19 protein-coding genes are annotated in these 23,862 nt (G+C 68.2%); 13 read left to right on the forward strand and 6 right to left on the reverse strand.

Annotated features, from left to right (window positions below):
• Entirely contained in the window at window positions 1-1,497 is a 1,497-nt protein-coding gene (locus WC555_RS08115) for an ArnT family glycosyltransferase (RefSeq protein WP_373252782.1), read from the reverse strand.
• The gene (locus tag WC555_RS08120; RefSeq protein WP_373252783.1) at window positions 1,494-2,321 is read right to left on the reverse strand and encodes a phosphatase PAP2 family protein; all 828 of its coding nucleotides are present in this window, start codon (window positions 2,319-2,321) and stop codon (window positions 1,494-1,496) included. Before WC555_RS08120 ends, WC555_RS08115 begins: the two co-directional genes overlap by 4 nt.
• 329 nt (window positions 2,322-2,650) lie before the next feature.
• Here WC555_RS08120 and typA point away from each other — a divergent pair, with 329 nt between their 5' ends.
• On the forward strand, window positions 2,651-4,480 hold the full coding sequence (gene typA / locus WC555_RS08125) for a translational GTPase TypA (protein ID WP_373252784.1): 1,830 nt from the start codon (window positions 2,651-2,653) through the stop codon (window positions 4,478-4,480).
• Between the two features lie 31 nt (window positions 4,481-4,511).
• Here typA and WC555_RS08130 read toward each other — a convergent pair whose 3' ends face one another.
• Window positions 4,512-4,988 (reverse strand): hypothetical protein, encoded by a 477-nt coding sequence (locus WC555_RS08130; RefSeq protein ID WP_373252785.1) that lies wholly within the window; start codon window positions 4,986-4,988, stop codon window positions 4,512-4,514.
• A 102-nt stretch (window positions 4,989-5,090) separates the two neighbouring features.
• Between WC555_RS08130 and pgi the strand changes: the two genes are divergently transcribed.
• The 3 genes from pgi (at window position 5,091) to groL (ending at window position 8,938) form a co-directional block, all read left to right on the forward strand.
• Entirely contained in the window at window positions 5,091-6,716 is a 1,626-nt protein-coding gene (pgi, locus tag WC555_RS08135) for a glucose-6-phosphate isomerase (protein ID WP_373252786.1), read from the forward strand.
• A 227-nt stretch (window positions 6,717-6,943) separates the two neighbouring features.
• Window positions 6,944-7,231 (forward strand): co-chaperone GroES, encoded by a 288-nt coding sequence (groES, locus tag WC555_RS08140; RefSeq protein ID WP_373252787.1) that lies wholly within the window; start codon window positions 6,944-6,946, stop codon window positions 7,229-7,231.
• A gap of 54 nt (window positions 7,232-7,285) precedes the next feature.
• A complete protein-coding gene (gene groL, locus WC555_RS08145) occupies window positions 7,286-8,938 on the forward strand; it encodes a chaperonin GroEL (protein WP_373252788.1) in 1,653 nt (550 codons plus the stop codon).
• Window positions 8,939-9,083: 145 nt separating this feature from the next.
• On the opposite strand, the gene WC555_RS08150 is transcribed toward groL, so the two are convergent.
• A complete protein-coding gene (locus WC555_RS08150) occupies window positions 9,084-10,637 on the reverse strand; it encodes a hypothetical protein (protein WP_373252789.1) in 1,554 nt (517 codons plus the stop codon).
• Complete coding sequence (locus WC555_RS08155) at window positions 10,634-12,028, reverse strand: toll/interleukin-1 receptor domain-containing protein (RefSeq protein ID WP_373252790.1); 1,395 nt, start codon at window positions 12,026-12,028, stop codon at window positions 10,634-10,636. Before WC555_RS08155 ends, WC555_RS08150 begins: the two co-directional genes overlap by 4 nt.
• A gap of 185 nt (window positions 12,029-12,213) precedes the next feature.
• Here WC555_RS08155 and WC555_RS08160 point away from each other — a divergent pair, with 185 nt between their 5' ends.
• The 9 genes from WC555_RS08160 to WC555_RS08200 all read left to right on the forward strand — a co-directional run bounded on the left by WC555_RS08160 (window position 12,214) and on the right by WC555_RS08200 (window position 23,609).
• Window positions 12,214-13,590: an FRG domain-containing protein gene (locus tag WC555_RS08160; RefSeq protein ID WP_373252791.1), complete on the forward strand. Its 1,377-nt coding sequence runs from the start codon at window positions 12,214-12,216 to the stop codon at window positions 13,588-13,590.
• A gap of 313 nt (window positions 13,591-13,903) precedes the next feature.
• The gene (locus tag WC555_RS08165; protein ID WP_373252792.1) at window positions 13,904-14,230 is read left to right on the forward strand and encodes a hypothetical protein; all 327 of its coding nucleotides are present in this window, start codon (window positions 13,904-13,906) and stop codon (window positions 14,228-14,230) included.
• Between the two features lie 158 nt (window positions 14,231-14,388).
• Window positions 14,389-15,012 carry a hypothetical protein gene (locus WC555_RS08170; protein WP_373252793.1) on the forward strand — a complete coding sequence of 208 codons (624 nt, stop codon included), beginning with the start codon at window positions 14,389-14,391 and terminating at the stop codon, window positions 15,010-15,012.
• A 169-nt stretch (window positions 15,013-15,181) separates the two neighbouring features.
• Window positions 15,182-16,537: a terminase large subunit domain-containing protein gene (locus WC555_RS08175; RefSeq protein ID WP_373252794.1), complete on the forward strand. Its 1,356-nt coding sequence runs from the start codon at window positions 15,182-15,184 to the stop codon at window positions 16,535-16,537.
• A gap of 85 nt (window positions 16,538-16,622) precedes the next feature.
• Window positions 16,623-18,554, forward strand: coding sequence for a TonB-dependent receptor plug domain-containing protein (locus WC555_RS08180; protein WP_373252795.1), 1,932 nt, complete (start codon window positions 16,623-16,625; stop codon window positions 18,552-18,554).
• A gap of 1 nt (window position 18,555) precedes the next feature.
• Window positions 18,556-19,098: a YfiR family protein gene (locus tag WC555_RS08185; protein ID WP_373252796.1), complete on the forward strand. Its 543-nt coding sequence runs from the start codon at window positions 18,556-18,558 to the stop codon at window positions 19,096-19,098.
• Window positions 19,095-20,861 (forward strand): ATP-binding protein, encoded by a 1,767-nt coding sequence (locus tag WC555_RS08190; RefSeq protein ID WP_373252797.1) that lies wholly within the window; start codon window positions 19,095-19,097, stop codon window positions 20,859-20,861. Before WC555_RS08185 ends, WC555_RS08190 begins: the two co-directional genes overlap by 4 nt.
• Window positions 20,862-20,922: 61 nt before the next feature.
• Window positions 20,923-22,437 (forward strand): DUF1800 family protein, encoded by a 1,515-nt coding sequence (locus tag WC555_RS08195; protein WP_373252798.1) that lies wholly within the window; start codon window positions 20,923-20,925, stop codon window positions 22,435-22,437.
• Window positions 22,434-23,609: a DUF1501 domain-containing protein gene (locus WC555_RS08200; protein ID WP_373252799.1), complete on the forward strand. Its 1,176-nt coding sequence runs from the start codon at window positions 22,434-22,436 to the stop codon at window positions 23,607-23,609. Before WC555_RS08195 ends, WC555_RS08200 begins: the two co-directional genes overlap by 4 nt.
• On the opposite strand, the gene WC555_RS08205 is transcribed toward WC555_RS08200, so the two are convergent.
• Entirely contained in the window at window positions 23,606-23,758 is a 153-nt protein-coding gene (locus WC555_RS08205) for a hypothetical protein (protein ID WP_200943719.1), read from the reverse strand. The genes WC555_RS08200 and WC555_RS08205 overlap by 4 nt on opposite strands.
• Window positions 23,759-23,862 lie beyond the last annotated feature (104 nt).

A 23,862-nucleotide genomic window follows, 5' to 3' on the forward strand; every position in this document is an offset into this window, starting at 1 on the left:
TCAGGGACAGGGCGGCGGACTGCGGACGACCGGGGGCGGGCCCTCCAGCCGGTACAGGCGCCACTGACGGACGGCCCCCACGCCGGCCGGCGCCGTCAGTTCGCCCAGGTCGCTGACCCGGGCCCAGCCGGCGAACCGGCCCGCCCCCGGGCAGGCGGCCACGGCCAAGACCACCCGATTCCGGGCGGCGATGGCGGTGAGCGGCCGGTCCATCTGGAAATGGTCCTGCGGCCCCTGATCGGGGGCCGGCCAGGCCGCGATCCTGAGCGACTGATCCCGGGCGTAGTAGAGCAGGGCCGAGGCGTCCCGCCGGCGCTCGGCGACGATGACATCGGCCCGGACCGCATGCGCGCGATCGACGACGGCGGCCCCGAACTGGCGCCAGCCCAGGGTGCGTTCGAACACGGGCCGCCCCCCGACGGTCAGGTTCCAGGCGTGGGCGTCGGCCAGGGGCAGGGCGATCTGGACGATCAGGCCGAACGCGAGGCCGCCGATCAGCCACCCGCGCCGCCGCCAGCGCAGCAGCAACGCCGGACCCAGAACGAAGACCGCGACCAGGCCCGTCGCCGCCCAGTTGGCGTTGGCGCGGGTGACGAAGGCCATGGCGATCAGCAGCAGGAGGATCGGGGCCGAGAAGACCAGCAGGAGGCGATCCTCCGGCTCTGTCAGCCGTCCGCGCGCCCACAGCCAGATCGCCGCACAGGCCGCGGCGAAGATCACCGGTCCGGCGAGCGCGAACTGGGCGGCGACGAAGGCGAAACCGTCGTCGAGCCCCGGCCCTCCGTTGCCGGAGGCGTTTCGGGCCGTGTGCTTCAGCGTGGCCAGTCCGTGGGCGGCCTGCCAGGTCAGGTTTGGCGCCAGCATGAGGGCGCCCGCCAGCACGCCTCCCCAGACGGGCGGGCGAGCCAGGGCGCGGCGCGAAGCCGGATCGGCGAGGGCGGCCAGCAGGAGGCAGCCCGGGAACCAGGCCATGGCGTATTTGGAAAGCAGGCCGAGACCAAGGCCGGCCGCCAGCAGGACGCCCCAGCGCCAGCCGCCGCCGGCCCTCAACCGCACGAAGGCCAGCAGGGCCAAGGACCAGAAGGCCAGAAGGGGGGCGTCGGTCGAGATGATCCGCGCCGAATAGGCGGCGCCCGGAGCCAGCAGGGCTGACAGTCCCGCCCAGAAGCCGATCGGGCGGCCGTACAGGGCGGAGCCAACGCCGGCGACGGCCCCCGCCGTCACCGCCCAGGCGAGGGTGGACGGCGTGCGGACACAGGCCTCGCCGGTCCCGCACACCGACTGCGACAGGCCGATCAACCAGGCGATCAGCGGTGGTTTGGAATAGTAGCCCCACGCCGGTTGCTGGGCCCAGCTCCAGTACTGGGCCTCGTCGACATAAAGATCGGTCGCCGCGAGGGAGAGGCTGACGAGGCGCAGCGCCGTGACGGTCAGGATCGCGACAGCCAGCGCCAGCCAGGGACGCCGATCGATCAGGGCGCCCCAAGGGGCCGTCAAGCCGTGGCCGGGGCGCCTTTCCAGGCCCTGACCCGCGCCCGGCGCGCCACGCCGGGCGCGCTGACCATCACGCGGAACAGAACCGCGAAAATCAATCCACTGATCGCCCATGACAACACGATGTCGGAGAGAAAATGGCCGCCGAAAGCGAGGCGGTTGAGGGAGAGCAGGAAGGCGTAACAGACCACCGGCGGCGCCAGAAGCAGACGCAGTCTGGGCGGAACCAGCACCAGGGCGGCCACCATCCAGGCCGCGGACGAGGCCTCTCCGCTGACGAAGGAACAGTTGGACTGGCACCAGTCGGTGATGCGCCAGACCGGCTGATACGGCGCCTCGCCGCCGAAGATGTCGACCATGACCGGCCGCGGCCGACCCCACCAGGTCTTGAACAGGCCGTTGACGATCAGTCCCGGTCCCACTGCGAGGGCCGCGAGCAGAAAGACCGAACGGCGGGCGAGGGCCAAGGCTTTCATGCCCCGCCGCGCGACCAGCCAGATCAGGTGGCCCAGCAAGCCGGTCAGCAGGATCGCCAGACTCAGGTCGGCGCTCTTCCGGAAGGCTCTCAACAGCGGGTCCTGGCTCAGGGCGAAACCGGCGCCGGTGCGGTAGAACAGCTCGCTGGCGGCCAGATCGAGACCGGGAAAGGCCAGAAACAGGACGCTGAACATGACCACCGCCGTCAGGCACAAGGCGATCGGCTCATGAGCACGAGGCAGGGTGGATATCAGCAAGCCCAGCCGGGAGATGGCGCGCGCGACCCGTCTCCGCAGGCCGGCGCGCGGTCCCGTGGCCGCCCGCCAACCGCCCAATTCAATCTCGGTCATGACGCCCTCGCGTTCCCGGATCCGGGATGACCGGGTTGTGCGTCACGCGACCGATGCTTTTGCTTCGTCCAGGTGTCCGTTTTTCGCCGTCCCGGCGACGGTTGGTCCGGACAAGGACGAGAACCGGACCGTCGGCCCGGCGGTCCACGGGGTCTGACCGCCTTCGCGCCGCCCTTTTCCTGGGCGATAGAGCCGCCGTTCCGCCCGTGCGTGTCCGACACGCACTGGCGTTTCCGCGTGCACCCCTGTAAGAGGCGCGCGCTCCCCGCACCGTCGCCAAAATCCAGCGGTCCGCTTTCGCCCGGCCGCCTTGCACGTCTGATAGTCAAATGAATCTGCGCAACGTCGCCATCATCGCCCACGTCGACCACGGCAAGACCACGCTGGTGGACCAGCTTCTGGCCCAGTCCGGCGTCTTCCGAGCCAACGAGGCCCAGTCCGAGCGGGCGATGGACTCCAACGACCAGGAGAAGGAACGCGGAATCACCATCCTGGCCAAATGCACCTCGGTGCTGTGGCACGGCGAGACGGGTGACACCCGGATCAACATCATCGACACCCCCGGCCACGCCGACTTCGGCGGCGAGGTCGAGCGCATCCTGGGCATGGTGGACGGCTGCGTCCTGCTGGTCGACGCCGAAGAGGGCGTCATGCCCCAGACCAAATTCGTGCTGACCAAGGCGCTGAAGATGGGCCTCAAGCCGATCCTTTGCATCAACAAGGTCGACCGGCCCCACGCCGATCCCGACAAGGTCCACAACGCCGCCTTCGACCTGTTCGCCGCCATCGGCGCGACCGACGAGCAGCTGGACTTCCCGCACATCTACGCCTCGGGCCGGGCCGGCTGGGCGACGATGGACCTGAACCAGCCCAGCGACAATCTGAACGCCCTGTTCGAGTTGATCGTCAAACACGTGCCGGAGCCCAAGGTCGTCGCCAACAAGGACAAGCCGTTCCAGATCCTGAACGTGCTGATCGAGAGCGATCCCTTCCTCGGCCGCCTGCTGACCGGCCGGATCGAGAGCGGCAAGGCCGTTCCCGGCATGGCCATCAAGGCGCTGGACCGCGACGGCAAGACCATCGAGCAGGGCCGGATCACCAAGGTGCTGGCCTTCCGCGGCCTGAAGCGCCAGCCGGTGGACGAGGCCGAGGCGGGCGACATCGTCGCCATCGCCGGCATGTCCAAGGCCACCGTGGCGGACACCCTGTGCGCCCTGGAGGTCACCGAGGCCCTGCCGGCCCAGCCGATCGATCCGCCGACCATCTCCATGACCGTCTCGGTCAACGACAGCCCGCTGGCCGGCCGCGAGGGCGACAAGGTCCAGTCGCGCGTCATCCGCGACCGCCTGCTCAAGGAAGCGGAAGCCAACGTCGCCATCCGCGTCACCGAGACGGGCGGCAAGGACGCCTTCGAGGTCGCCGGCCGCGGCGAACTGCAGCTGGGCGTGCTGATCGAGAACATGCGCCGCGAAGGCTTCGAACTGTCGATCTCGCGTCCGCGTGTGGTCTATCAGACCGGCGAGAACGGCGAGCGTCTGGAGCCGATCGAGGACGTCGTCATTGACGTCGACGACGAATACACCGGCGTGGTCATCGAGAAGCTGTCGGCCCGCAAGGCCGAACTGAAGGACATGGGCCCGTCGGGCGCCGGCAAGACGCGCCTGACGCTGAAGTCGCCGTCACGCTCGCTGATCGGCTACCAGGGCGAGTTCCTGACGGACACGCGCGGTTCGGGCGTGCTGAACCGGGTGTTCAGCCACTATGAGCCGCACAAGGGCGCCATCGAGGGCCGCCTGAAGGGCGTGCTGGTCTCGAACGGCGACGGCGAGACGGCCGCCTTCGCCCTGTGGAACCTGGAAGACCGCGGCATCATGTTCGTGGGCGGCGGCGAGAAGACCTACCAGGGCATGATCATCGGCGAGAACGCCCGCTGGGACGACCTCGACGTCAATCCGATGAAGGCCAAGGCGCTGAACAACATCCGCGCCTCGGGCAAGGACGAGGCCGTGCGCCTGACGCCGCCGCGTCGGCCCAGCCTGGAACAGGCCATCGCCTATATCGAGGAAGACGAGCTGGTCGAGGTCACGCCCAAGTCGATCCGTCTGCGCAAGGCCGTGCTGAACCCCTCGTTCCGCAAGAAGCGCGTCCGCGAGGAGTAGGAGGCGGGGCTTTCGCCCCGTCCCGCCTCAGTCAGACCTCGGGCTGGGGCGGCGCCGTTATGACCTCGACGTTGTCGTTCAGCAGATAGGCCAGTTCGTCGAGCGCCAGGCGGCGCTCGGCAGGAGTGGCCGCGGCCTCGAAGGCTGCGACCTTCTTCGGAATGTCTTCCGAGATGCCGCGCAGGATGCATTTGAGGTCACTGTCCGTCCCCCGCTGCTTGAGGATCAGGTGACCCTGCATGTCGCTCGCGGCCAGGGCCTCCGCCTCGGCCTTGAAGCCGGTAAAGGTCGGGCCGGCGGCGAAATCGGCCTGGTTCATCATTCCGGCTTCGATCCACCCCTGGACCACGCCCTTCAGCGCGCCGGACCGCGTCACGATGTCGGCGAACAAGGGTTCGGCGGCCACCGAAACCGGCGCGGAAACAGGCGCGGGCGGCTGGGCCGCGGCCAGGGCCACGTTCGGGTCGGAAAGAAGCAGGGAAACCGCCAGGACGACGCCGCAGGACATGGCGAACCTCATTAAGTTGGCCGAATCGAAAATCCGGCGTTGAACCGGCTTACGCCACACCCGTAAACGAGGGTTTACCCCGCTGTTCCGCGAGCTCCGCCGATGACCGCCCGCTCCCAGGCCCTCAACATGCTCCGAGCCGTCGCGCGCAAGGACGCGGGTGGACGCATCGCGCACCAGTTCGCGACCGATCCCGGCCGCATGGAGCGGATGGGGGTCGAGGCGGCCGGTCTGTATCTGGACCTGTCAAAACAGTCCTGGAGCGCCGAGGGGTTCGAGGCCGCCCTGGATCTGGCGCGGACCTGCGACGTCGAAGGTCGCCGTAACGCGCTGTTCGCGGGAGAAGCGGTCAACAATACCGAGGGCCGGGCGGTGTTGCATCCGGCCTTGAGGGCCGCTGACGGGGCTGATTTCAAGGCGCTGGGCGAGCCCGTCTCGGCCGGGGTTGATGCAGTCCGCGCGGCCATGGCCCGGTTCTCGGCGGATATCGGCTCGGGAGCCGAGACCGGCGGCACCAAACAGCCCTTCAACGCCATCGTCCACATCGGCATCGGCGGCTCTGATCTGGGGCCGCGCCTGTTGTGGGACTCGCTGCGGCCGCTGGAGCCGACGATCGACCTGAGGTTCGTGGCTAATATCGACCCCCGCGACATGGGCGAGGCCCTGGCCGGGCTTGATCCGGAGACGACGCTGGTGGTGGTTGTCTCCAAGACCTTCACCACGCAGGAGACGCTGGCCAACGCCGACCTGGCCAAGGCCTGGCTGGCCGAGAGTCTGTCGCCGCGGCGGATGGTCAGGCACCTGATCGGGGTGACGGCCGCGCCGGACAAGGCCGAGGCCTGGGGCTGCGGTCGGACGTTCGGATTCCGCGACTGGGTCGGGGGTCGGTATTCGCTATGGTCCGCCGTCAGCCTGTCGGTCGCCGTGGCGCTGGGCTGGGACGTGTTCGAGCGGGTGCTGGAAGGCGCGCGGGCGATGGATGTTCACTTCACCGAGGCGGCGCTGGAGGTCAATGCGCCGATCCTGCTGGCCATGGCCCAGGTCTTCAACGTCGAGGGTCTGGGGCGGTCGGCGCGGACGGTCGCGCCCTACGCCCACGGCCTGCGCAGGCTGCCCGCCTTCCTGCAGCAGCTGGAGATGGAGTCGAACGGCAAGCGGGTGAAGCGCGACGGCTCGCCGGTCGATACGGCGACCGGGCCGGTCGTGTTCGGCGAACCCGGCACCAACGGGCAGCACGCCTTCTTCCAGCAGATCCATCAGGGGCCGCAGGTCGTGCCGGCGGAATTCATCGTCGTGGGCCACACGTCGGCGGCGGCCGTCGACTCGCGCGAGGGCGACGCTCCGCTGTGGTCCAACGCCCTGGCCCAGGCCCAGGCGCTGATGCTCGGCAAGACCGAGGCCCAGGCCCGCGAGGAGCTGGTCGCCTCGGGCCTGGGCGCCGAAGACGCGGCCCGTCTGGCGCCGCACAAGACCTTTCCGGGCGACCGGCCCTCGACGACAATCCTGATGGACGCGCTGACGCCCGAGGCGGTCGGAGCCTTGCTGGCGCTCTATGAGCACAAGACCTTCGTCGAGGGTGTGATCTGGGACATCAACAGCTTCGACCAGTGGGGCGTCGAGCTGGGCAAGGTGCTGGCGAAAGCGATCCTGAAGGATGTCGCCGATGGCGAGCCTTCGCGGGACCTGGACCCCTCGACGGCCGAGTTGATGAAGCGGTTGATGGTTTGACGGCGGCGGGAACGGCTTTCCCGATTATCCCGCCGTCCAGTGAGGACCTGCTGACGCGGGCCGAAATGCACGGCAGTGGGGCAGTTGGACTGGTCCCTGGCGCTTGACGCCGGGCTCCCGCGCTCCTACTTCCCTGCCGCGTTAGCACTCTCAGGCGTCGGCTGCCAAAATGGTCGATCCGGAGCCGCTGGCGCAGATTTCAGAAGTCCTCATCGGAGAATACACAGATGGCGTTTCGTCCCCTCGGCGATCGCGTGCTGGTCAAGCGCGTGGAAGAAGAATCGAAGACCAAGGGCGGGATCATCATCCCCGACTCGGCCAAGGAAAAGCCCCAGGAAGGCGAAGTCGTCTCCGTCGGCCCCGGTTCGCGCGATGAAGACGGCAAGCACGTCCCCATGGATCTGAAGGCCGGCGACCGCATCCTGTTCGGTAAGTGGTCAGGAACAGAAGTGAAGATCGACGGTGCTGACCTCATTATAATGAAGGAGGCGGATGTACTGGGCGTGCTGTCCTAAGCACTCGTACATTTCTGTCTTTCTACTCAACTAAACAGAATCAGGAGCTGCCAGATGGCTGCCAAACAAGTGATGTTCTCCACCGACGCGCGCGAAAAAATGCTGCGCGGCGTCAACGTCCTGGCCAATGCGGTCAAGGTCACCCTGGGGCCCAAGGGCCGCAATGTCGTGATCCAGAAGTCGTTCGGCGCCCCGCGCTCGACGAAAGACGGCGTCTCGGTCGCCAAAGAGATCGAGCTCGAGGATCCCTTCGAGAACATGGGCGCCCAGATGATCCGCGAGGTCGCCTCCAAGACCAATGACAAGGCCGGCGACGGCACCACCACCGCCACCGTCCTGGCCCAGTCGATCGTCCAGGAAGGCCTCAAGGCCGTGGCCGCCGGCATGAACCCGATGGATCTGAAGCGCGGCATCGACAAGGCCGTGACCGTCGTCCTGGCCGACATCAAGGCCTCGAGCCGCAAGGTCAGCGCCAACTCCGAGATCGCCCAGGTCGGCACCATCTCGGCCAACGGCGACCAGGAAGTCGGCGACATGATCGCCAAGGCCATGGAAAAGGTCGGCAACGAAGGCGTCATTACAGTTGAGGAAGCCAAAACGGCGGAAACTGAACTTGACGTTGTTGAGGGGATGCAGTTCGACCGCGGCTACCTGTCGCCCTACTTCATCACCAACGCCGACAAGATGGAGGTTCAGCTCGAGGAACCCCTGATCATGCTGCACGAGAAGAAACTCTCGTCGCTGCAGTCGATGCTGCCGATCCTGGAAGCCGTGGTCCAGTCGGGCCGCCCGCTGCTGATCATCGCCGAGGACATCGAGGGCGAGGCCCTGGCCACCCTGGTGGTCAACAAGCTCCGCGGCGGCCTGCGCGTCGCCGCCGTCAAGGCCCCGGGCTTCGGCGATCGCCGCAAGTCCATGCTGGAGGACATCGCCGTCCTGACCGGCGGCCAGGTCATCTCGGAAGACCTCGGCATCAAGCTGGAGAACGTCACCCTCGACATGCTCGGCAAGGCCAAGAAGGTCACCATCACCAAGGACGACACCACCATCGTCGACGGCGTCGGTGAGAAGGACGCGATCGAGGCCCGCATCGGCCAGATCAAGAAGCAGATCGAGGACACCACCTCGGACTACGACAAGGAGAAGCTGCAGGAACGTCTGGCCAAGCTGGCCGGCGGCGTCGCGGTCATCCGCGTCGGCGGCTCGACCGAGGTCGAGGTCAAGGAGAAGAAGGACCGCGTCGACGACGCGCTGAACGCCACGCGTGCAGCCGTTGAGGAAGGCATCGTCCCCGGCGGCGGCATCGCCCTGCTGAAGGCGACCAAGGCGCTGGAAGGTCTGAAAGGCGACAACGCCGACCAGACGGCCGGCATCGCCATCATCCGCCGCGCCATCCAGGCCCCGATCCGTCAGATCGTCGAGAACGCGGGCGTCGAAGGCTCCATCGTCGTCGGCAAGGTGCTGGAAAACGCCTCGGCCACCTACGGCTTCAACGCCCAGACGGAAGAGTATGTCGACATGATCCAGGCCGGCGTCATCGACCCCGCCAAGGTCGTGCGCACGGCTCTGCAGGACGCCGCCTCGGTGGCGGGGATCCTGATCACGACGGAAGCGGCCGTGGCCGATGCGCCGAAGAAGGCCAGCGCCGGCGGCGCCGGCGGCGGCATGGGCGGCGGCATGGGCGGCATGGGCGATATGGACTTCTAGGAAGTCCGGTTGTCATCCCGGCCTTGAGCCGGGACAGAAGAGGGCGGGTCCGGTGACGGGCCCGCCCTTTTTTGTTGTCTGGTGACCAGCAACTGCTGACTCAAGTGGGATGTTGAGACGTCTGCAGCGGCGAGCCTATCGCAGCTTAGACGTAGAATTTGAAAGGTTGCCGTTCCGCGTCCTTCGCCGATCCCATGACCAGCACGTCGCCAACCTTGTCCGCGAAACGGACCGTAACCGGGAGGCTATCGTTGAAGTTGCAGGCGTTATAGTTGATTTTGGTCAACCCCATGATGTCGCGAAGCACGCCTTCGATCTTGGGGAACGCCTCTTTGCTACGCAGGACCGAGACGAACAGCGGGTTAGGCGTCTCGGGACCGATGTAAGTATCGAGCTGGGGCGCATAACCGTTGGTCCAGAGGTAGGCGTTCTGGTCGTCGAGAACGACAGCGGACCCCCGCAACACCGGATAGTCACCGTCCCGGTAGAGTTTCACATCGCCGTCGGTCGATTGGATGCGCACACCAACGACGTTCGTACCTTCTGGCACAGCGGAGGCGAATGCCTCCCACTCCTTGTTGTTGAAGAAGGTGCGCCCGTGAATGAAAATCTCACGGGGGTTCTCATTGTGCTTTTCGCGATAAGCCGCGACGACCATCTCCATAAGGGATGCGGCGGCTTCCGCACCGAGGTGGAACTCGTAGTCGCTAGTCTTCCACGGGCCGTTTGCGCCACGGAAGACGACACCGTCGCCTTCACTCAAAAACATCTGCGCGGCGCAGCAAACGAAGTCGCGTTTGTCGTTTGGGATGACTTTGTAGACGAGGCCGACATAGCAGACCCCGGGCCGTATGCCGGATAGCTTCCACGGCGGTGACGGTTGGGTCTTGTAGTACAACCCTGTGGCTAGGTTCCACGCGATGGTCGCGGGGTCTTGCGTCTTTCGGATCGGGTAGCCTGCTGAATTCGTGAATGCTTCCGGGGCTAGCGTCGTCTCTCGAAGAAGCTGGGTGGTGTGGCCAAGCTTCAAAAACTGCGCCTTCACTTGCCGGTGAAAATCGGGGACGTCGTCGAAGACGGATTCTTCGGTTTGGTCGAGGATGCCAGCGAAGAGCGGAGCCTCGAACCGTTCCTTTTGCCGGCCAGCAAACTCGCCCTTCAGCTTCGGAACGCCGGTCCGCTTGGCTTCCGGCTTGCAGCGCTCGAAGATCTCCTCCGGCAAAACGAATACCCAGACATCGATTGTCTGTTCTTCGTCCTTGTCGTGGCGTTTCACCCTGTCCGCATAGAGCCCTACGGTTTTTGCGACGGCTTCATGCTGGTTCAGCAGGCTAGTGGCGTCGGTGATGTGGGATTTTTCAAGCGGGTAGCAGACGAAGTCGTTGACTGCGTAGGAGATCGCGAAAGCCTCTTCGATGCCCGGAAAATTGGCGAGGTGGAGCCGGTTAGGTTTGTCGGTTTTACCGGGCGGGGGCACGTGAACCCGTCGCTTCAGCTTTTCAGCCCAAGCCTTGAAGTAGCCAATACCGGCATCAGTGCCGACGACGCCAACACGTATCTCCTTCGCCCGCTTCGGTCGCCGATGTGGGCCGTAGAGGTAAAGTCCATCTTTCGGATTCGGGCAGGTCTGGCCGTAAGCAAACTCGAGCGGGGGCTCCTCGATGAAGAGGGTTGGGAGGAACTTCTCGGGGAACTTCATTGCGCCTCCTCCGTCTCGGGACGCGATGCGTAGATGGTGGACTCATCGGTCTCCTCATCCTCGTCACCGAGGACGTTAGGCAGGGCAGTCGTTACTGGCATGGTGAAGGCAATGGGCGTTGCATCGAGGGTAAACGCCGCGTCGGAGCCGACATCCAAGCTGATAAAGGCGGACTCTCCAGACATGAGCTCAAGCATGGCCATCTGCCTGCCGTGCCATTGCTTGTTCCGCCAACCCTTGCAGACCCGGCGCCGCAGACGGTGCTGCTTTTTCTTGTCGTCGATCGCCGGGCCCGCCTCGCCGTTTGCCTCTTCCGCAAACAAGACACGGGCCTTCAGTTTCAGGTGTGGGTAAGGCCAAAAGGCCGGCTGGGCGCTGACGCCATACTGCCAGACATGCCCTTTGGCGATGTTCCGCAGCATGGAGGAGCGTTTGTCGCCTTGGCGGCCCCAGTTGAACTTCTTGCCCACGGGCGCGATGTCCTTGGTGGCGTGGAAACCGCTCGCCTTCGACCACTTGTATTCCAGAAGGCCCAACGCCTTGCACTTGTTGTTCCACGCCATCCGAAGCATCGACATGACGAGGTTAGACGCCTCGCGGCGATAGAGACCGTAGTCCTCGATCAATCCTTCCTGGACGAACTCCATGACGCCGGTTTCGAAAGCCAGGGTGAACTTGCCTGTGCCTCCGAAATGTTCGTGGACATCAAGCGAGTTCGCGAAGGTGAAGAAGCCTTGGTTGAAGACCTCCGCTGGGAAGCCGAATTTTTTGACGGCGTTGCGTAGAGCTTCGCGGCTTACGACCCCGGACGCCTTAAAATACCGGACGAAGGTCGGCCCCTCGACGATGCGCAGCCAGTTGCTCGTCAGCGTCTCCGGTTCGTTCTTGACCTCGATGGAAGCACGCTTGCGGTACTGCTCCCAATGCTGACTGATCGCTGGCCTGTCGGGATTACAGGGGGCTCGCTGCTTCTCAAGAGTCTCCAGAAGTCGGGCTAGCCCATCCGCCCAGCGGTCTGAGAAATCGACCCATTGCAGTTCGCCAATTCCGAAGACCTTCTTGTACCGCTCAAGGCGCAGAGGAATGATGAAATTGGGGTCGGACAACTCGCGAACGAGGTCTGACGCGATGCCGATCTCTTCCTGAACGCCATCCTTATTAAGGGTCACATCGTTGCAGCACAGGAGCATCTTTGCTGCTCGATTTTGAAGCGTGCTGGTGAGGATTTTCCGCCACCGGTCTCCAGCGTCAAGGCAGAGAATATCTGCAAAGACCTTGTACCCCGCCGCTTCCAGACGAGGCGCTATCCAAAGAACAAACTCGTCATCGTTCGGCGTGCCTTTGCTGATAAAGATCACGTCCCGCGACAAGTTCTGTTCTGCCGAAGCCATGTTCCCGCGCACTCAGAGGTTCGTTGCAACATTGGCTAGCATGGTTCGTTCGGTGAACAAATTGCGAACGAAATAGCCGGGACGAAATACCAGCGCGAGACAAGCTGGGCGCTAAGCGCTACCGTAGGTTCAGCGGGTTTGCCACGCCAAGGCCGAGCTCCAGAAGCAGCCAACGGGACGAGCGGATGTCCGAGACCTTTAACTACATCGCCTTCGGCGACCGCAATTTCGTCCAAAGCGATGTGGACGTCATCGAAATGAATCGGGGGCGGATGTTTGAATACACCCCGCCGACGATCGCGACGGCCCTCGAGTCGCTCGACAGCGATGCCGTCACGTTCCTAGAAAAGCTGCCGACCTTCCTGTGCAGCGAGATCGGCGGCGAATTCGGCGCGATGGTGATGGTCGTGAAATACGGCCGGATTGAAGGGCTCATCCCCTCGTCGCGGGAGGTGTCGGCACGGTTCAAGACGCTGATCGACTTCGGGGCCCTAACTTTTCGCACCTTGGACGAGGCCAGGGCCGTGTTCGGGGCAGACAATTTCCAACTCTATCGCACACACTGGGCTGTCAGACAGGGGGACGCCCAGTCAGTCCTCGAACGTCTTCAAACGCTCAAACCAGCCGTCCAGACAGCCGCTCCAGTTGCTGATCTCTTGGGGGAGATCGATCCGAATGCTGCACCTCCACCCGCGCGGAAGAAGCCGATAGGTGCCGCTGAGTCGGTCGAGGATTTCTTGAAGTTGCTGTACGGATGGCCCGCCAAGGCGGACACCGAGACCTTCTTTCGGGGTCACGACGACGCGGCATACCAACTGACACCGTCTCTTCTCCGCAAGTGGCCGAACGGTGATTGGCAGTACCTGCCGAGCGAAGACCGGCTGTGCAAAGAACTTCTGATTGCCCACCACGGCGAGTTTCAGGCCGACCAGTACTGTTTCGACCGACTGGTGCGGATGCAACACTACGGCCTTCCAACTCGCCTTTTGGACATCTCTAGCAATCCACTCGTCGCCTTATATTTCGCCTGTCAGGGCGACCCAAAGAACAGCGACCTCGATGGCGAGGTGGTCACCTTCCGCGTTCCCGCTGATGATATAAAATACTACGACTCAGACACGGTTAGCTGCCTAGCAAATCTCTCTAACTTGACGAACAGTCAAAAGAACGGGATCGATCTCAACCTTGATTTGGCGACCTTCAATGCGGCAACACCAGTGCTGAAGCTTCTGCACCACATCAAATCTGAAAAGGCATTCTTCGAGGACCGCATTGTACCTGATGACCTGCGGTCAATCATCTGCGTGAAAGCGAAACGCACCAACACTCGGATCAAGTCCCAGTCCGGAGCATTTCTTCTGTTCGGTCATGAGGCCACCCTCGATGAAGAGGGCCAAGCCGGTATCGAGATCGCCCGCATCACGGTTCGGAATAAGGCGAACATTCTCGGCCAATTGGATCGCCTGAACATCAATGCGACCACCGTATACCCGAGCATCGAACAGACCGCAGTTCATATCCGCGAGCAGCGGAAGGCACCGGAACCGAAGCCTGCGCAATGAGCGTTGGGCGATGCCCGGAGTTGGCGAGTGCGCTCCCGTGCCAGAGGGCCACCCGCCCCGGCGCGCCTCAAGGACGCTGCGCGCCGCTCGCGCGGCAGGCCGGGACGGCCTGTCCTTGACCCGCGCCGGGTCGGGCGACCGGGGCCGGGCGTGTCGGGCGCGCGGGGCGCGCCGAGCTTTGGTGGAAAGGGAAGGCTGGCGGGGAATGAGCCGGTGCGGCGGAGAGAGCCCCCTCATCCGGCCCTTCGGGCCACCCGTCGTCGGATCGCATGCGATCCTCCTCCACCCCCGAGGGGAGAAGGGGCGCTGTGGCGTGAACCCGGGCTCGCGCGGGGCGTTCGGCGGGGATGGGACTGCGTGTCCACAGACCTGCCGCCGGGCCCTGCGCGAGATCGGGGAGATCGCGGCCGTGGCGGGGCTGGAGGGCGGGCGGATGACCGACCAGGAGGCGCTGGCCAGCATCGCCGCCATCGCCGAATGGGTGATGGACGAGGCGCCGGGGGCGCGGGCGGACTGCGGCGCCGTGGTGCGGCGGCTGGAGCGGATGACGGCCGGGGTGGACTTCGAGGCCCTGGAGGACCGGGCGGCGCAGGGGCTGTTCGGCGAAGTGCCGGGGGTGTTGGAGGGGGCGGGGGCGTGACGGGACGCTCTGCTGACAATCCGACCGATCTATAGTCGCATTCGGCGGAAAAAGACGGGCCTTCTCAAGCCTCTGACGGATTCTCGCGGCGATCTGCCAGCCGCAGGAACGGATGGCCCCAGACTCTCCGGTCCATGAGAGGACACGGGAGCGGCAGGGTGGTGGACGAAATCAGGGGCGGGATCGGCAGCGGATTTGAAGGCGGGGTGGTGCGGCGGACCCACGCCCGGGGGCATGTGAAGCTGGGGCCGCGGATGTGGGCGCGCGTCCGGCGCGAGTATGCGGCGGGGGCGTCGGCCCCCTGGCTGTCGGACCGGTACGGGCCGAGCCGGCGGACCATCGAGCGGCGGGCGAAGGCGGAGGGCTGGCGGCGCAAGGACCTGGCGGAGGCGGCGGACGCCGGGCTGGAGGCGGCCGAGGCGGAGGGGACGCTGGATCCCGTGGCGGAGCCGGCGATCGGCAAGGGGCTGGGGATGGACGGGACGGCGGGGGCGGAGGCGGCGGCCTTCGCTGCGGCGCTGGCCGGGGTGGACGAAAAGGCGCGGGACGGGGCTGCGGTCGAGGCGCTGAATCGAGCGGTGGCGTGGATGAAGCGCGGGGATGCGTCGGCGGCGATGGTGTGGGCGCGGCTGGCCGGGACGCTGGAGGGGCTGGCGAAGGGGGATGGGACCGGGGGCGGCGGGGAGATGGATCCGAACCATCCGGGACGGGTCGCGGCGCTGGAGTTTCTGCGGCGGAGGGCGGCGGAGAGGGCGGCGGCGGAGGGGGGTGAGGGTGAGTGAGGACGCGGACTCTCCCTCCCCCTTGTGGGGAGGGATGTCGGCGCGGAGCGACGACAGGGTGGGGAGGGCTCGGCAGGACGAGAGTCGGTGCATGGATCGCCGAAGCGCCCCCGCCCGGTCGCTTCGCGACCACCCTCCCCACAAGGGGGAGGGAGATGTCCATGCGTGGATGACAGAGGACGAGTTCGCGCGGGAGCTTTGGCGGGAGGACGCGCATGGCGGGCAGATACCGCGCACCGACGACTGGCGCACATGGGTCTTCCTCGGCGGACGGGGGGCCGGGAAGACGCGGGCGGGGGCGGAGTGGGTGTGGGAGACGGCGCGCAGGCTGGGGGCGGGCGGACGCATCGCCCTGGTGGCGCCGACGATCCGCGACGCGCGCACGGTGATGGTCGAGGGGCCGTCGGGGCTGCTGGGGCTGCCGTGGCGGTTCGGGGCGCGGTTCCGGTCGTCGCTGCGGCGGGTCGAGTTTCCGGGCGGGGCCGTGGGGCTGCTGTTCTCGGCCGAGGAGCCGGAGCGGCTGCGGGGGCCGCAGTTCCACGCCGCCTGGGGGGACGAGTTCTGCGCCTGGGGGCGGTGCGAGGAGACGCTCGCCATGCTGCGGCTGGGGTTGCGGCTGGGGGACGGGCCGCGGCTGGTTTTGACCAGTACGCCGAAGCCGGGGCGGGTGTTGCGCGGGGTGCTGGCGGAGGACGGGTGCGCGCGGACGCATGCGCCGACGGCGGCCAATGCGGAGAACCTCGCGCCGGGGTTTCTGGCGGCGATGCAGGGGCTGTACGGCGGCACGCGACGGGCGGCGCAGGAGCTGGACGGGCGGGTGCTGGAGGGGGACGGGGCGTTGTTTACGCTCGTGGAGATCGAGAAGGCGCGGAAAGGGTGGGCGGCGTTTACGCGCTCTCCCTCCCCCGAAGTGGGGAGGGTGGTCGCGCAGCGACCGGGTGGGGAACGCCGGACGCACCCCACCCTGTCGTCGCTCCGCGCCGACATCCCTCCCCATGAAGGGGAGGGAGAACCCTTCGACCGCGTGGTGGTGGCGGTGGATCCGCCGGCGGGGACGCTGTCGGGGCGGGCGCGGGATGCGTGCGGGATCGTGGTCGCGGGACGGCGCGGGGACCGGGTCGCGGTGCTGGCCGACTGGACGGCGCGGGGGCTGTCGCCGGAGGGCTGGGCGGACCGGGCAAGGCGGGCGGTGGAGGCGTTCGGGGCGCAGAAGGTGGTGGTCGAGAGCAACAACGGCGGGGCCATGGCCGAGGCGGTGCTGAAGGCCTCGGGGCTGTCGGTTCCGGTGAGGCGGGTGCACGCCTCGGCGGGCAAGGTCGCGCGGGCCGAGCCCGTGGCGGCGCTGTATGAGCAGGGGCGGGTGGCGCATGCGCCGGGGCTGGAGGCGCTGGAGGAGGAGCTGATGGGGCTGGGGAGCGAGGACGCGGGCGGGGGCAGTCCCGACCGGGCCGACGCCCTGGTGTGGGCGGTGACCGCGCTCATGCCGGCGCCGGGCGGGCGGGGGCCGAACGTGCGCTGGCTGTAGGGGCGAAACGGGCGGCGGCCGCAACCGTTTTCGCGGGACGGCGTTCCCCCCGGTCACGACGGCTGGGCTTGAGGGGCGAGGCGCTTTGGCGTTACGGAATACAACCAGCGCGGCGGCGGCCCTGCTGTGCGCCGCCGCGATGACGGCGGGCGCGGCGGCGGCGGGGCCGGCGGACGGGGCCTCCCCGGCGGCGCAGGGCGCGGGGCCGGGCGAGCCGGACCTGTCGCGGCTGTCGCTGGAAGAGCTGGCCATGGTCGAGGTGACCTCGGTGTCGCGGCGGCCCGAGGCCCTGGCCGACGCGGCGGCGGCGATCTTCGTCATCAGCGGCGAGGACATCCGGCGCTCGGGCGCGACCAGCCTGCCCGAGGCGCTGCGGCTGGCCCCCAATCTGAACGTGCAGCGGGTCAATGCGGTCGACTATGCGATCTCGGCGCGCGGCTTCAACGGCTATGAGCCGTCGAACAAGCTGCTGGTGCTGGTGGACGGGCGCAGCCTCTATTCGACGCTGAGCTCGGGCGTGTTCTGGGACGCCCGCGACGTGATGCTGGAGGACGTCGAGCGGATCGAGGTGATCAGCGGGCCGGGCGGGGCGCTGTACGGGTCGAACGCCATGAACGGGGTGATCAACATCATCACCCGCTCGGCCAGGGATACGCCGGGGACCCTGGTCAGCGTCGGAGCGGGAAACGAGGACGCGACCTTCGCCGTGCGCCACGGCGGGCGGCTGGGCGAGGCGGGGGCGTGGCGGGCCTATGTCAGCGGCTTCACGCGCGACGACAGCTATCGGCTGACCGGCGGGGACGCGACGGACGCGGCGGCGGGGCTGCGCGGCGGGGCGCGGGCGGACTGGACCGTGGGCGAGAACCGGCTGACGCTGCAGGGCGACGTGTTCGACCATGAGGTGGCGGTCAATGAGGGCTTCACCGGCGAGGAGACGCGGGTCAGCGGGCGCAATGTCGTGGGGCGGTGGACGCGGCCGCTGGCGGGCGGGGAGCTGCAGGTCCAGGGCTACTATGACCGGTTCGAGCGGACGGAGTCGGGCGGGGTCGAGGACTCGGACACCTGGGACGTCTCGGTGCAGCAGGCGTTCGGCCGGGACCGGCACCGGCTGGTGCTGGGGGCGGGGTACCGGACGGTGCAGTCGCGCTTCGTCGCGGCCCCGGGCGGGGCGTTCCTGGACCCGGCCGAGCGGACGCTGTCGCTGACCCATGTCTTCGCCCAGGACCAGATCGCCCTGACGGAGGCCCTGACGCTGACGCTGGGGATGAAGTTCGAGGACAACAGCTTCACGGGCCAGGAGTTCCTGCCCAATGTGAGGCTGGGCTGGGAGCGGCCGGGCGGGGACCTGGTATGGGGCGCGGTCAGCCGGGCCAGCCGCACGCCGAACCGGATCGAGCGCGACCTGACCCTGCCGGGCTTCCTCGTCGGCGGCGATTTCCAGTCCGAGTCGCTGACGGCCTGGGAGATCGGCTGGCGCGCCAGGCCGCGGGCGCGGATGTCCGTCTCGGTCTCGGCCTTCTACAATGTCTATGACGCACTGAGGACGGTCTCGATCGACCCCGTCACCGTCTTTCCGCTGACCCTGACCAATTTCGGCGCGGGCGAGACCTGGGGCGTCGAGGCCTGGGGCAGCTATGATGTGACCGACCGGTGGCGGGTCAGCGCGGGGCTGAGCACGCTGAACAAGGACCTGGGCGCGGAGCCGGGCATGGACATCAGCGCGCTGGCGGCCGCCGGCGACGATCCGGAATACCAGGTCCTGCTGACGTCGCAGACGCAGATCACCGACCGGCTTGACCTCGATGTGCGCCTGCGCGCCGTGGACGCGCTGACGCCGTCGGGAACGGACGGCTATGTCGAGGCCGACGTCCGGCTGGGCTGGCGGTTCACCGATGCGCTGGAGCTGGCGCTCAGCGGCCAGAACCTGATCGGGGACCGGCGCGTCGAGACGGGCGATCCCGCCCGACAGCGGGCCTTCGGCCGAAGCGTCTTCGTCTCCCTGCGGGCAGGCTTCTGAGATGACGCGGACCCGGCGGACAGCGGCGGGTCTGGCGGCGGTCTGGGGCCTTGCGCTCCTGATCGCGGCGACGCCCGTGGCCGCATCCCACGGCCTCGAATACGCGGTCAAGGCCAACTATCTGGTCCGGTTCGCCGCCTTCGTCGAATGGCCGCCGCGGGTCTTTTCCAGCGCCCAGGCCCCGGTCGTCATCTGCGTGGTCGGGCGCGATCCGTTCGGCCGGACGCTGGACACGGCGGTCCGGTCCCAGACCGCCTACGGACGGCCGCTGGCCGTGCGACGGCCCGCGGCGGCGACCGAGCTCGCGGGCTGCCAGATCGTCTATGTGGGCGAGGGCGGCGCGGCGGCCATGACGGCGGCCGAGAGCCAGCCGGGCCTGCTGACGGTGACCGACGAGGCCTCGTCGGACGAGCGGGGCGCCATTCATTTCGTCATCAGCCGGGAACGCGTGCGGTTCCATATCGACCAGACCGCGGCGATGCGGCGTGGTTTGACGATCAGTTCGCGGCTGCTGAACCTGGCTCTGACCGTGAGGGCTCGATGATGGCGTTCGTCGATCGACTGCGGCGCGGCCGCTTCCCGCTGATGGTGCTGGCCTCGCTGCTGCTGTTGCTGATCGCCGGGGTGGCGACGACCGTGGTCAGCGAACGGGGCCTGAAGCAGCAGCTGGCGCGCGAGGCCGAGGCCCAGGCCGACCTGCTGGCCTCGGCGGTCAGCGGCGCCCTGGCGTTCGACGACCGGGCCGCGGCTCAGGACTATGTCGACGCCGTGCAGGTCAATCCGAACGTCATGGCCGCGGCGGTCTATGATGAGAACAACCGGGTCGTGGCCAGTTTCGCCCGACCGGGCGAGACCATCTCCACCATCGCCACTCCCCGCGACCGAACCACCCGCTTCGAGGACGGTCGTCTGTATGTCGTGCGCCCCGTGGAGGAGGCCGGACAGCGGCTGGGCACGGCGCGGCTGCGTCTGCTGGACACGCCGCCGTCGCAGCGTTTCAGCCGCTACGTCGGCCTGCTGCTGGTGCTGGGTCTGGCGGTGCTGGTGGTGGTGGTCCTGGCCGTGGCCCAGGGGGCCCTGAGGCGCGCCAACCGGGAGCTGGAGCGCCGGGCCGAGGCGCTGGCCGAGACCAATCTGCTGCTGCAGCAGCAGATGACGGAGCGGGAGAAGGCCGAGGAGGCCCTGCGCCAGAGCCAGAAGATGGAGGCCATCGGCCGGCTGACCGGCGGCATCGCCCACGATTTCAACAATCTGCTGATGGTGGCGTCCAGCGGCATCGAACTGCTGGACCGCACCGACGATCCGAAGAAGCGCAAGCGGCTGAGCGAAGGGGTCCGTCAGGCGGTCGAGCGCGGCGCGGCCCTGACGCGGCAGATGCTGGCCTTCTCGCGCCGCTCGCCCCTGAAGGCCGACGTGCTGGATCTGCCGACCCAGGTCGAGGGTCTCAGATTCCTGCTGGAACGGTCGCTGCGCGAGGATATCGAGGTGATCGTCGACCTGCCCGACGGCCTGTGGCGGATCGAGGCGGACGCGGGGGAGCTGGAACTGGCCCTGCTGAACCTGGCGGTCAACGCCCGTGACGCCATGCCGAACGGCGGGACGCTGACCCTGTCGGCGCAAAACGTCCCGGGCGGGGAGGGGGCGCACGACACCGTCTGCCTGACCGTGGCGGACACCGGCACGGGCATGTCCCAGGCGGTGACGTCGCGCGTGTTCGAGCCCTTCTTCACCACCAAGGAGGTCGGGCGCGGCACCGGCCTGGGCCTGTCGCAGGTGTATGGCTTCGCGCGCTCGTCGGGCGGCGAGATCAGCGTCGAGTCGGCCGAGGGCGTGGGGACGACCTTCACCCTGTGCCTGCCGCGCAGCGAGAAGCCGGCGACGATCCCGGGCCCGGCGCAGACCCCGGCGGCGGAAACCGGCAAGGCGCGCAGGCGCGGCGGCAGGCTTCTGCTGGTCGAGGACGATGACGCGGTCGCCGCGGGCGTCGGCCACATGCTGCGCGACCTGGGCTACACCTATGTGCGCGCCGCCCAGGCCGCGGACGCCCTCAGCATTCTCGAGGGCGGCGAGCGGTTCGACCTGGTGTTGTCGGACATGGTCATGCCGGGCGAACTGGACGGCCTGGCCCTGGGCAATGAGATCCGTCGCCGGCACGCCGGTCTGCCGGTGGTGCTGACGACGGGATACAGCGAGGCGGCGTCGGCGGCGTCGGCCGAAAACTTCCGCCTGCTGCTGAAACCGTACGGGATCGGCCAGATGGAGACGGTGCTGGCCGAAGCGATCGGCGAAGGCCGGGCCGGGGTCTGACGCCGTCGCGACGGACTCCGACGGCTGTCCGCGTTAAGGTCTCCAGCAACCGGAGACGCCCATGCCGCCGTCCGCCGCCGAAGCCGCCGCCGTCGCCGTGACCCGTTTCGGCCTGGGCGCCCGGCCGGGCGAGATCGAGCGGGTCGCCGCCGATCCGCGAGGCTGGCTGGAGGCGCAGGTGACGCCCGGGGGCGCACCCAATCCGGCGGGCCGGTTCGTCGCCTCGGCCGAGCGCATGCAGCAGCTGCTGGCCTATCGCGCGGAAGCCGCCGCGACGCCGGCGACGGACGCCGCCATGACCCCCGGTTCCGCCATGGCGCAGGAGTCCGCCATGGGTGATCCGGCGGCCGAGGCGGCGCTGGCCGCGCGGCGCGACAGCCGGCGGGATATGACGCTGGACACGGCGCGGGAATTCCTCGCCCGGGCGCAGATGGGCGCGACGACCGAGGCAGGCTTCGCCGAACGCTGGGCCCTGTTCTGGGCCAACGCCTTCACCACCTCGGCGACCAAATTCCAGTCGGCGGTCTTCATGGGGCCGTACGAGCGCGAGGCCATCCGGCCGCATGTCTTCGGCAAGTTCGAGGATTTGGCGGTCGCGGCGGAACAGCATCCGGCCATGCTGCTGTATCTCGATCAGGCCCAGTCGGTCGGGCCGAACAGCCAGGCGGGCCAGCGCCGCAACGCGGGGCTGAACGAGAATCTGGCCCGCGAGATCCTGGAGCTGCACACCGTCGGCGCCGACGGGGGCTATTCCCAGGCCGATGTGACCGAGTTCGCGCGCGCCCTGACCGGCTGGTCGACGCCGACGCCCCGAGATCAGGCGCCGGGCGATCCGGGCATGGCGGGCGGAAACCCCGCCGGCCAGGGGCGGCGGGCGCGGGCCATCCGGGCCGCCATGGCCGGGGAGCCGGGCGAGAACGCCTTCGTCTTCCGTCCGGTGGTGCATGAGCCGGGCGCCCGCACCGTGCTGGGCCGGACCTATGCGCCGGGCGGACGCGAGCAGGGCGAGGCGGTGCTGCGCGATCTGGCCCGACGCCCCGAGACGGCGCGGCGGCTGGCGCGCAAGCTGGCGGTCCATTTCACCGTCGACGATCCGCCGCCCGCCCTGATCGACACGCTGGAGGCGGCGTGGACGCGATCGGACGGCGATCTGGCGGCCGTGGCCCGGACCCTGATCGCGGCGCCCGAGGCGTGGAGCCCGCGGCCGGTCAAGATGAAGACGCCGTATGACTTCATCATCTCGACCCACCGGGCGCTGGGCTCCAGCCCGGCGCGGGTGCAGCCGCTGCAGCAGGCGCTGATCTCCATGGGCCAGCCGGCCTTTTCGGCCCCCTCGCCCGAGGGCTGGCCGGACACGGCGGCCGACTGGGCCGGACCCGACGCCCTGGTCAAGCGGCTGGACTGGGCCAGGGCCGTGGCCGACCTCGCCGCGCCCGCCGCCGACCCCAATGCGGTCGCGGCCGGGGCGCTGGGCGCGCGGCTGGGCGAGCGCACCCGCCAGTTCGTCGCCCGGGCCGAAAGCCGGCCCGAGGCCCTGACCCTGTTTCTCATGTCGCCGGAGTTCCAGCGCCGATGACCCGATCCTTCTCAATCCATCGTCGACTGCTGATGGGCGCGGCCCTGGGCGGCGTCAGCCTCGCCTTCGCCGGACGCGCCTCGGCGCGTGAGGCGGGACGCAGGAAGCTGGTGGTCATCATCGCTCGCGGGGCCATGGACGGGCTGTCGGTGGTCGTCCCGCACGGAGACGCTGACTATGTCCCGCTGCGCGGATCGCTGGCGGTGGCGGCGCCGGGTCAGGCGGGCGGGGCGCTGGACCTGGGCGGCGGCTTCGGCCTGCATCCGGCCCTGGCCGGGCTGCATGCGCTGCATGAGGCCGGGCAGATGCGGTATGCGCCGGCCGTGGCCATACCCGTCCGGGTCCGCTCGCATTTCGACGCCCAGGACGTGCTGGAGAACGGCGGCGAGGGCCTGCGCCAGCAGGACGACGGCTGGCTGAACCGCGCCCTGGTCGCGGCGGGCGGCCCCAGCGGGCTGTCGATCGGGGCGCAGACGCCGCTGATCCTGCGCGGGGCGGCCGCGACCTCAAGCTGGTCGCCGGGCGGTCAGGTCACGGGCCAGGACCGGATCGCGGCCCTGCTGCAGGACCTGTATGTAGAGGACCCCCTGCTGGGGAACAGTCTGGCGCGGGGGCTGGAGACGGACGCCATGGCCATGACGGTCGGGGGCGGAACGCCGCTGCGGCGCAACGACGTCAACGGCCTGGGGCAGGCGGTGGCGCGGCTGATGACCGGCGAACAGGGGGCCGATGTCGTCGCCCTGTCGGTCGACGGCTGGGACACCCACGCACGCCAGAACGCCCAGTTGCAGATCCGGCTGACCGGGCTGGATCAGGTCGTCGGCGGCCTGCGCGAGGGGCTGGGCGAACAATGGGCCGACACCGTCGTTGTGATCGCAACCGAGTTCGGCCGGACGGCCCGCGCCAATGGGACGCAGGGCACGGACCACGGCACGGCCTCGGCCCTGCTGCTGGCGGGCGGGGCCCTGAAACCGGGCGGGCTGATCGGCGACTGGCCGACGCTGGCCGACAACCGGCTGTTCGAAGGCCGCGACCTAGCGCCGACGCTGGATGTGCGCTCGGTGTTCAAGGGCGTGCTGCGCGACCACCTCGGCGTCGACCGGGCGGCGCTGGACGCGCGCGTCTTCCCCGGCAGCGCGGCCGAGGCGCCGGCGCTGGACGGCCTGGTCTAGTCTTCCTCGAGCGGCGGCAGGCCGGCTTCCTTGCGGGCGGCGGCGGCGGCTTTCTTCTCGGCCTTGGCGGCGGCCTTTTCGGCGGCCTTCTTGGCGTCGGCGCGATCGCGTTCCTGACGCTCGAAACTGTAGTTGGGTTTACGGGCCATGGGCGGCTCTTTCTCTTTTTGTGGCGCTACCGCGCTTCGCGCTGCTTGAACGCAGGTTGGGCGCTGCTGCAGCGCCTTGTGTTCCCCAAGGTGGGGCAAGCGGG

This window comes from Brevundimonas sp. (assembly GCF_041648615.1).
Lineage (GTDB): Bacteria > Pseudomonadota > Alphaproteobacteria > Caulobacterales > Caulobacteraceae > Brevundimonas.

Bases quoted from the DNA above. Each gene is read 5' to 3' on its own strand.
- WC555_RS08120 (WP_373252783.1), bottom strand. From the start codon at position 2,321: ATGACCGAGATTGAATTGGGCGGTTGGCGGGCGGCCACGGGACCGCGC.
- typA (WP_373252784.1), top strand. From the start codon at position 2,651: ATGAATCTGCGCAACGTCGCCATCATCGCCCACGTCGACCACGGCAAG.
- WC555_RS08130 (WP_373252785.1), bottom strand. From the start codon at position 4,988: ATGTCCTGCGGCGTCGTCCTGGCGGTTTCCCTGCTTCTTTCCGACCCG.
- pgi (WP_373252786.1), top strand. From the start codon at position 5,091: ATGACCGCCCGCTCCCAGGCCCTCAACATGCTCCGAGCCGTCGCGCGC.
- groES (WP_373252787.1), top strand. From the start codon at position 6,944: ATGGCGTTTCGTCCCCTCGGCGATCGCGTGCTGGTCAAGCGCGTGGAA.
- groL (WP_373252788.1), top strand. From the start codon at position 7,286: ATGGCTGCCAAACAAGTGATGTTCTCCACCGACGCGCGCGAAAAAATG.
- WC555_RS08150 (WP_373252789.1), bottom strand. From the start codon at position 10,637: ATGAAGTTCCCCGAGAAGTTCCTCCCAACCCTCTTCATCGAGGAGCCC.
- WC555_RS08155 (WP_373252790.1), bottom strand. From the start codon at position 12,028: ATGGCTTCGGCAGAACAGAACTTGTCGCGGGACGTGATCTTTATCAGC.
- WC555_RS08160 (WP_373252791.1), top strand. From the start codon at position 12,214: ATGTCCGAGACCTTTAACTACATCGCCTTCGGCGACCGCAATTTCGTC.
- WC555_RS08175 (WP_373252794.1), top strand. From the start codon at position 15,182: ATGACAGAGGACGAGTTCGCGCGGGAGCTTTGGCGGGAGGACGCGCAT.
- WC555_RS08185 (WP_373252796.1), top strand. From the start codon at position 18,556: ATGACGCGGACCCGGCGGACAGCGGCGGGTCTGGCGGCGGTCTGGGGC.
- WC555_RS08190 (WP_373252797.1), top strand. From the start codon at position 19,095: ATGATGGCGTTCGTCGATCGACTGCGGCGCGGCCGCTTCCCGCTGATG.
- WC555_RS08195 (WP_373252798.1), top strand. From the start codon at position 20,923: ATGCCGCCGTCCGCCGCCGAAGCCGCCGCCGTCGCCGTGACCCGTTTC.
- WC555_RS08200 (WP_373252799.1), top strand. From the start codon at position 22,434: ATGACCCGATCCTTCTCAATCCATCGTCGACTGCTGATGGGCGCGGCC.
- WC555_RS08205 (WP_200943719.1), bottom strand. From the start codon at position 23,758: ATGGCCCGTAAACCCAACTACAGTTTCGAGCGTCAGGAACGCGATCGC.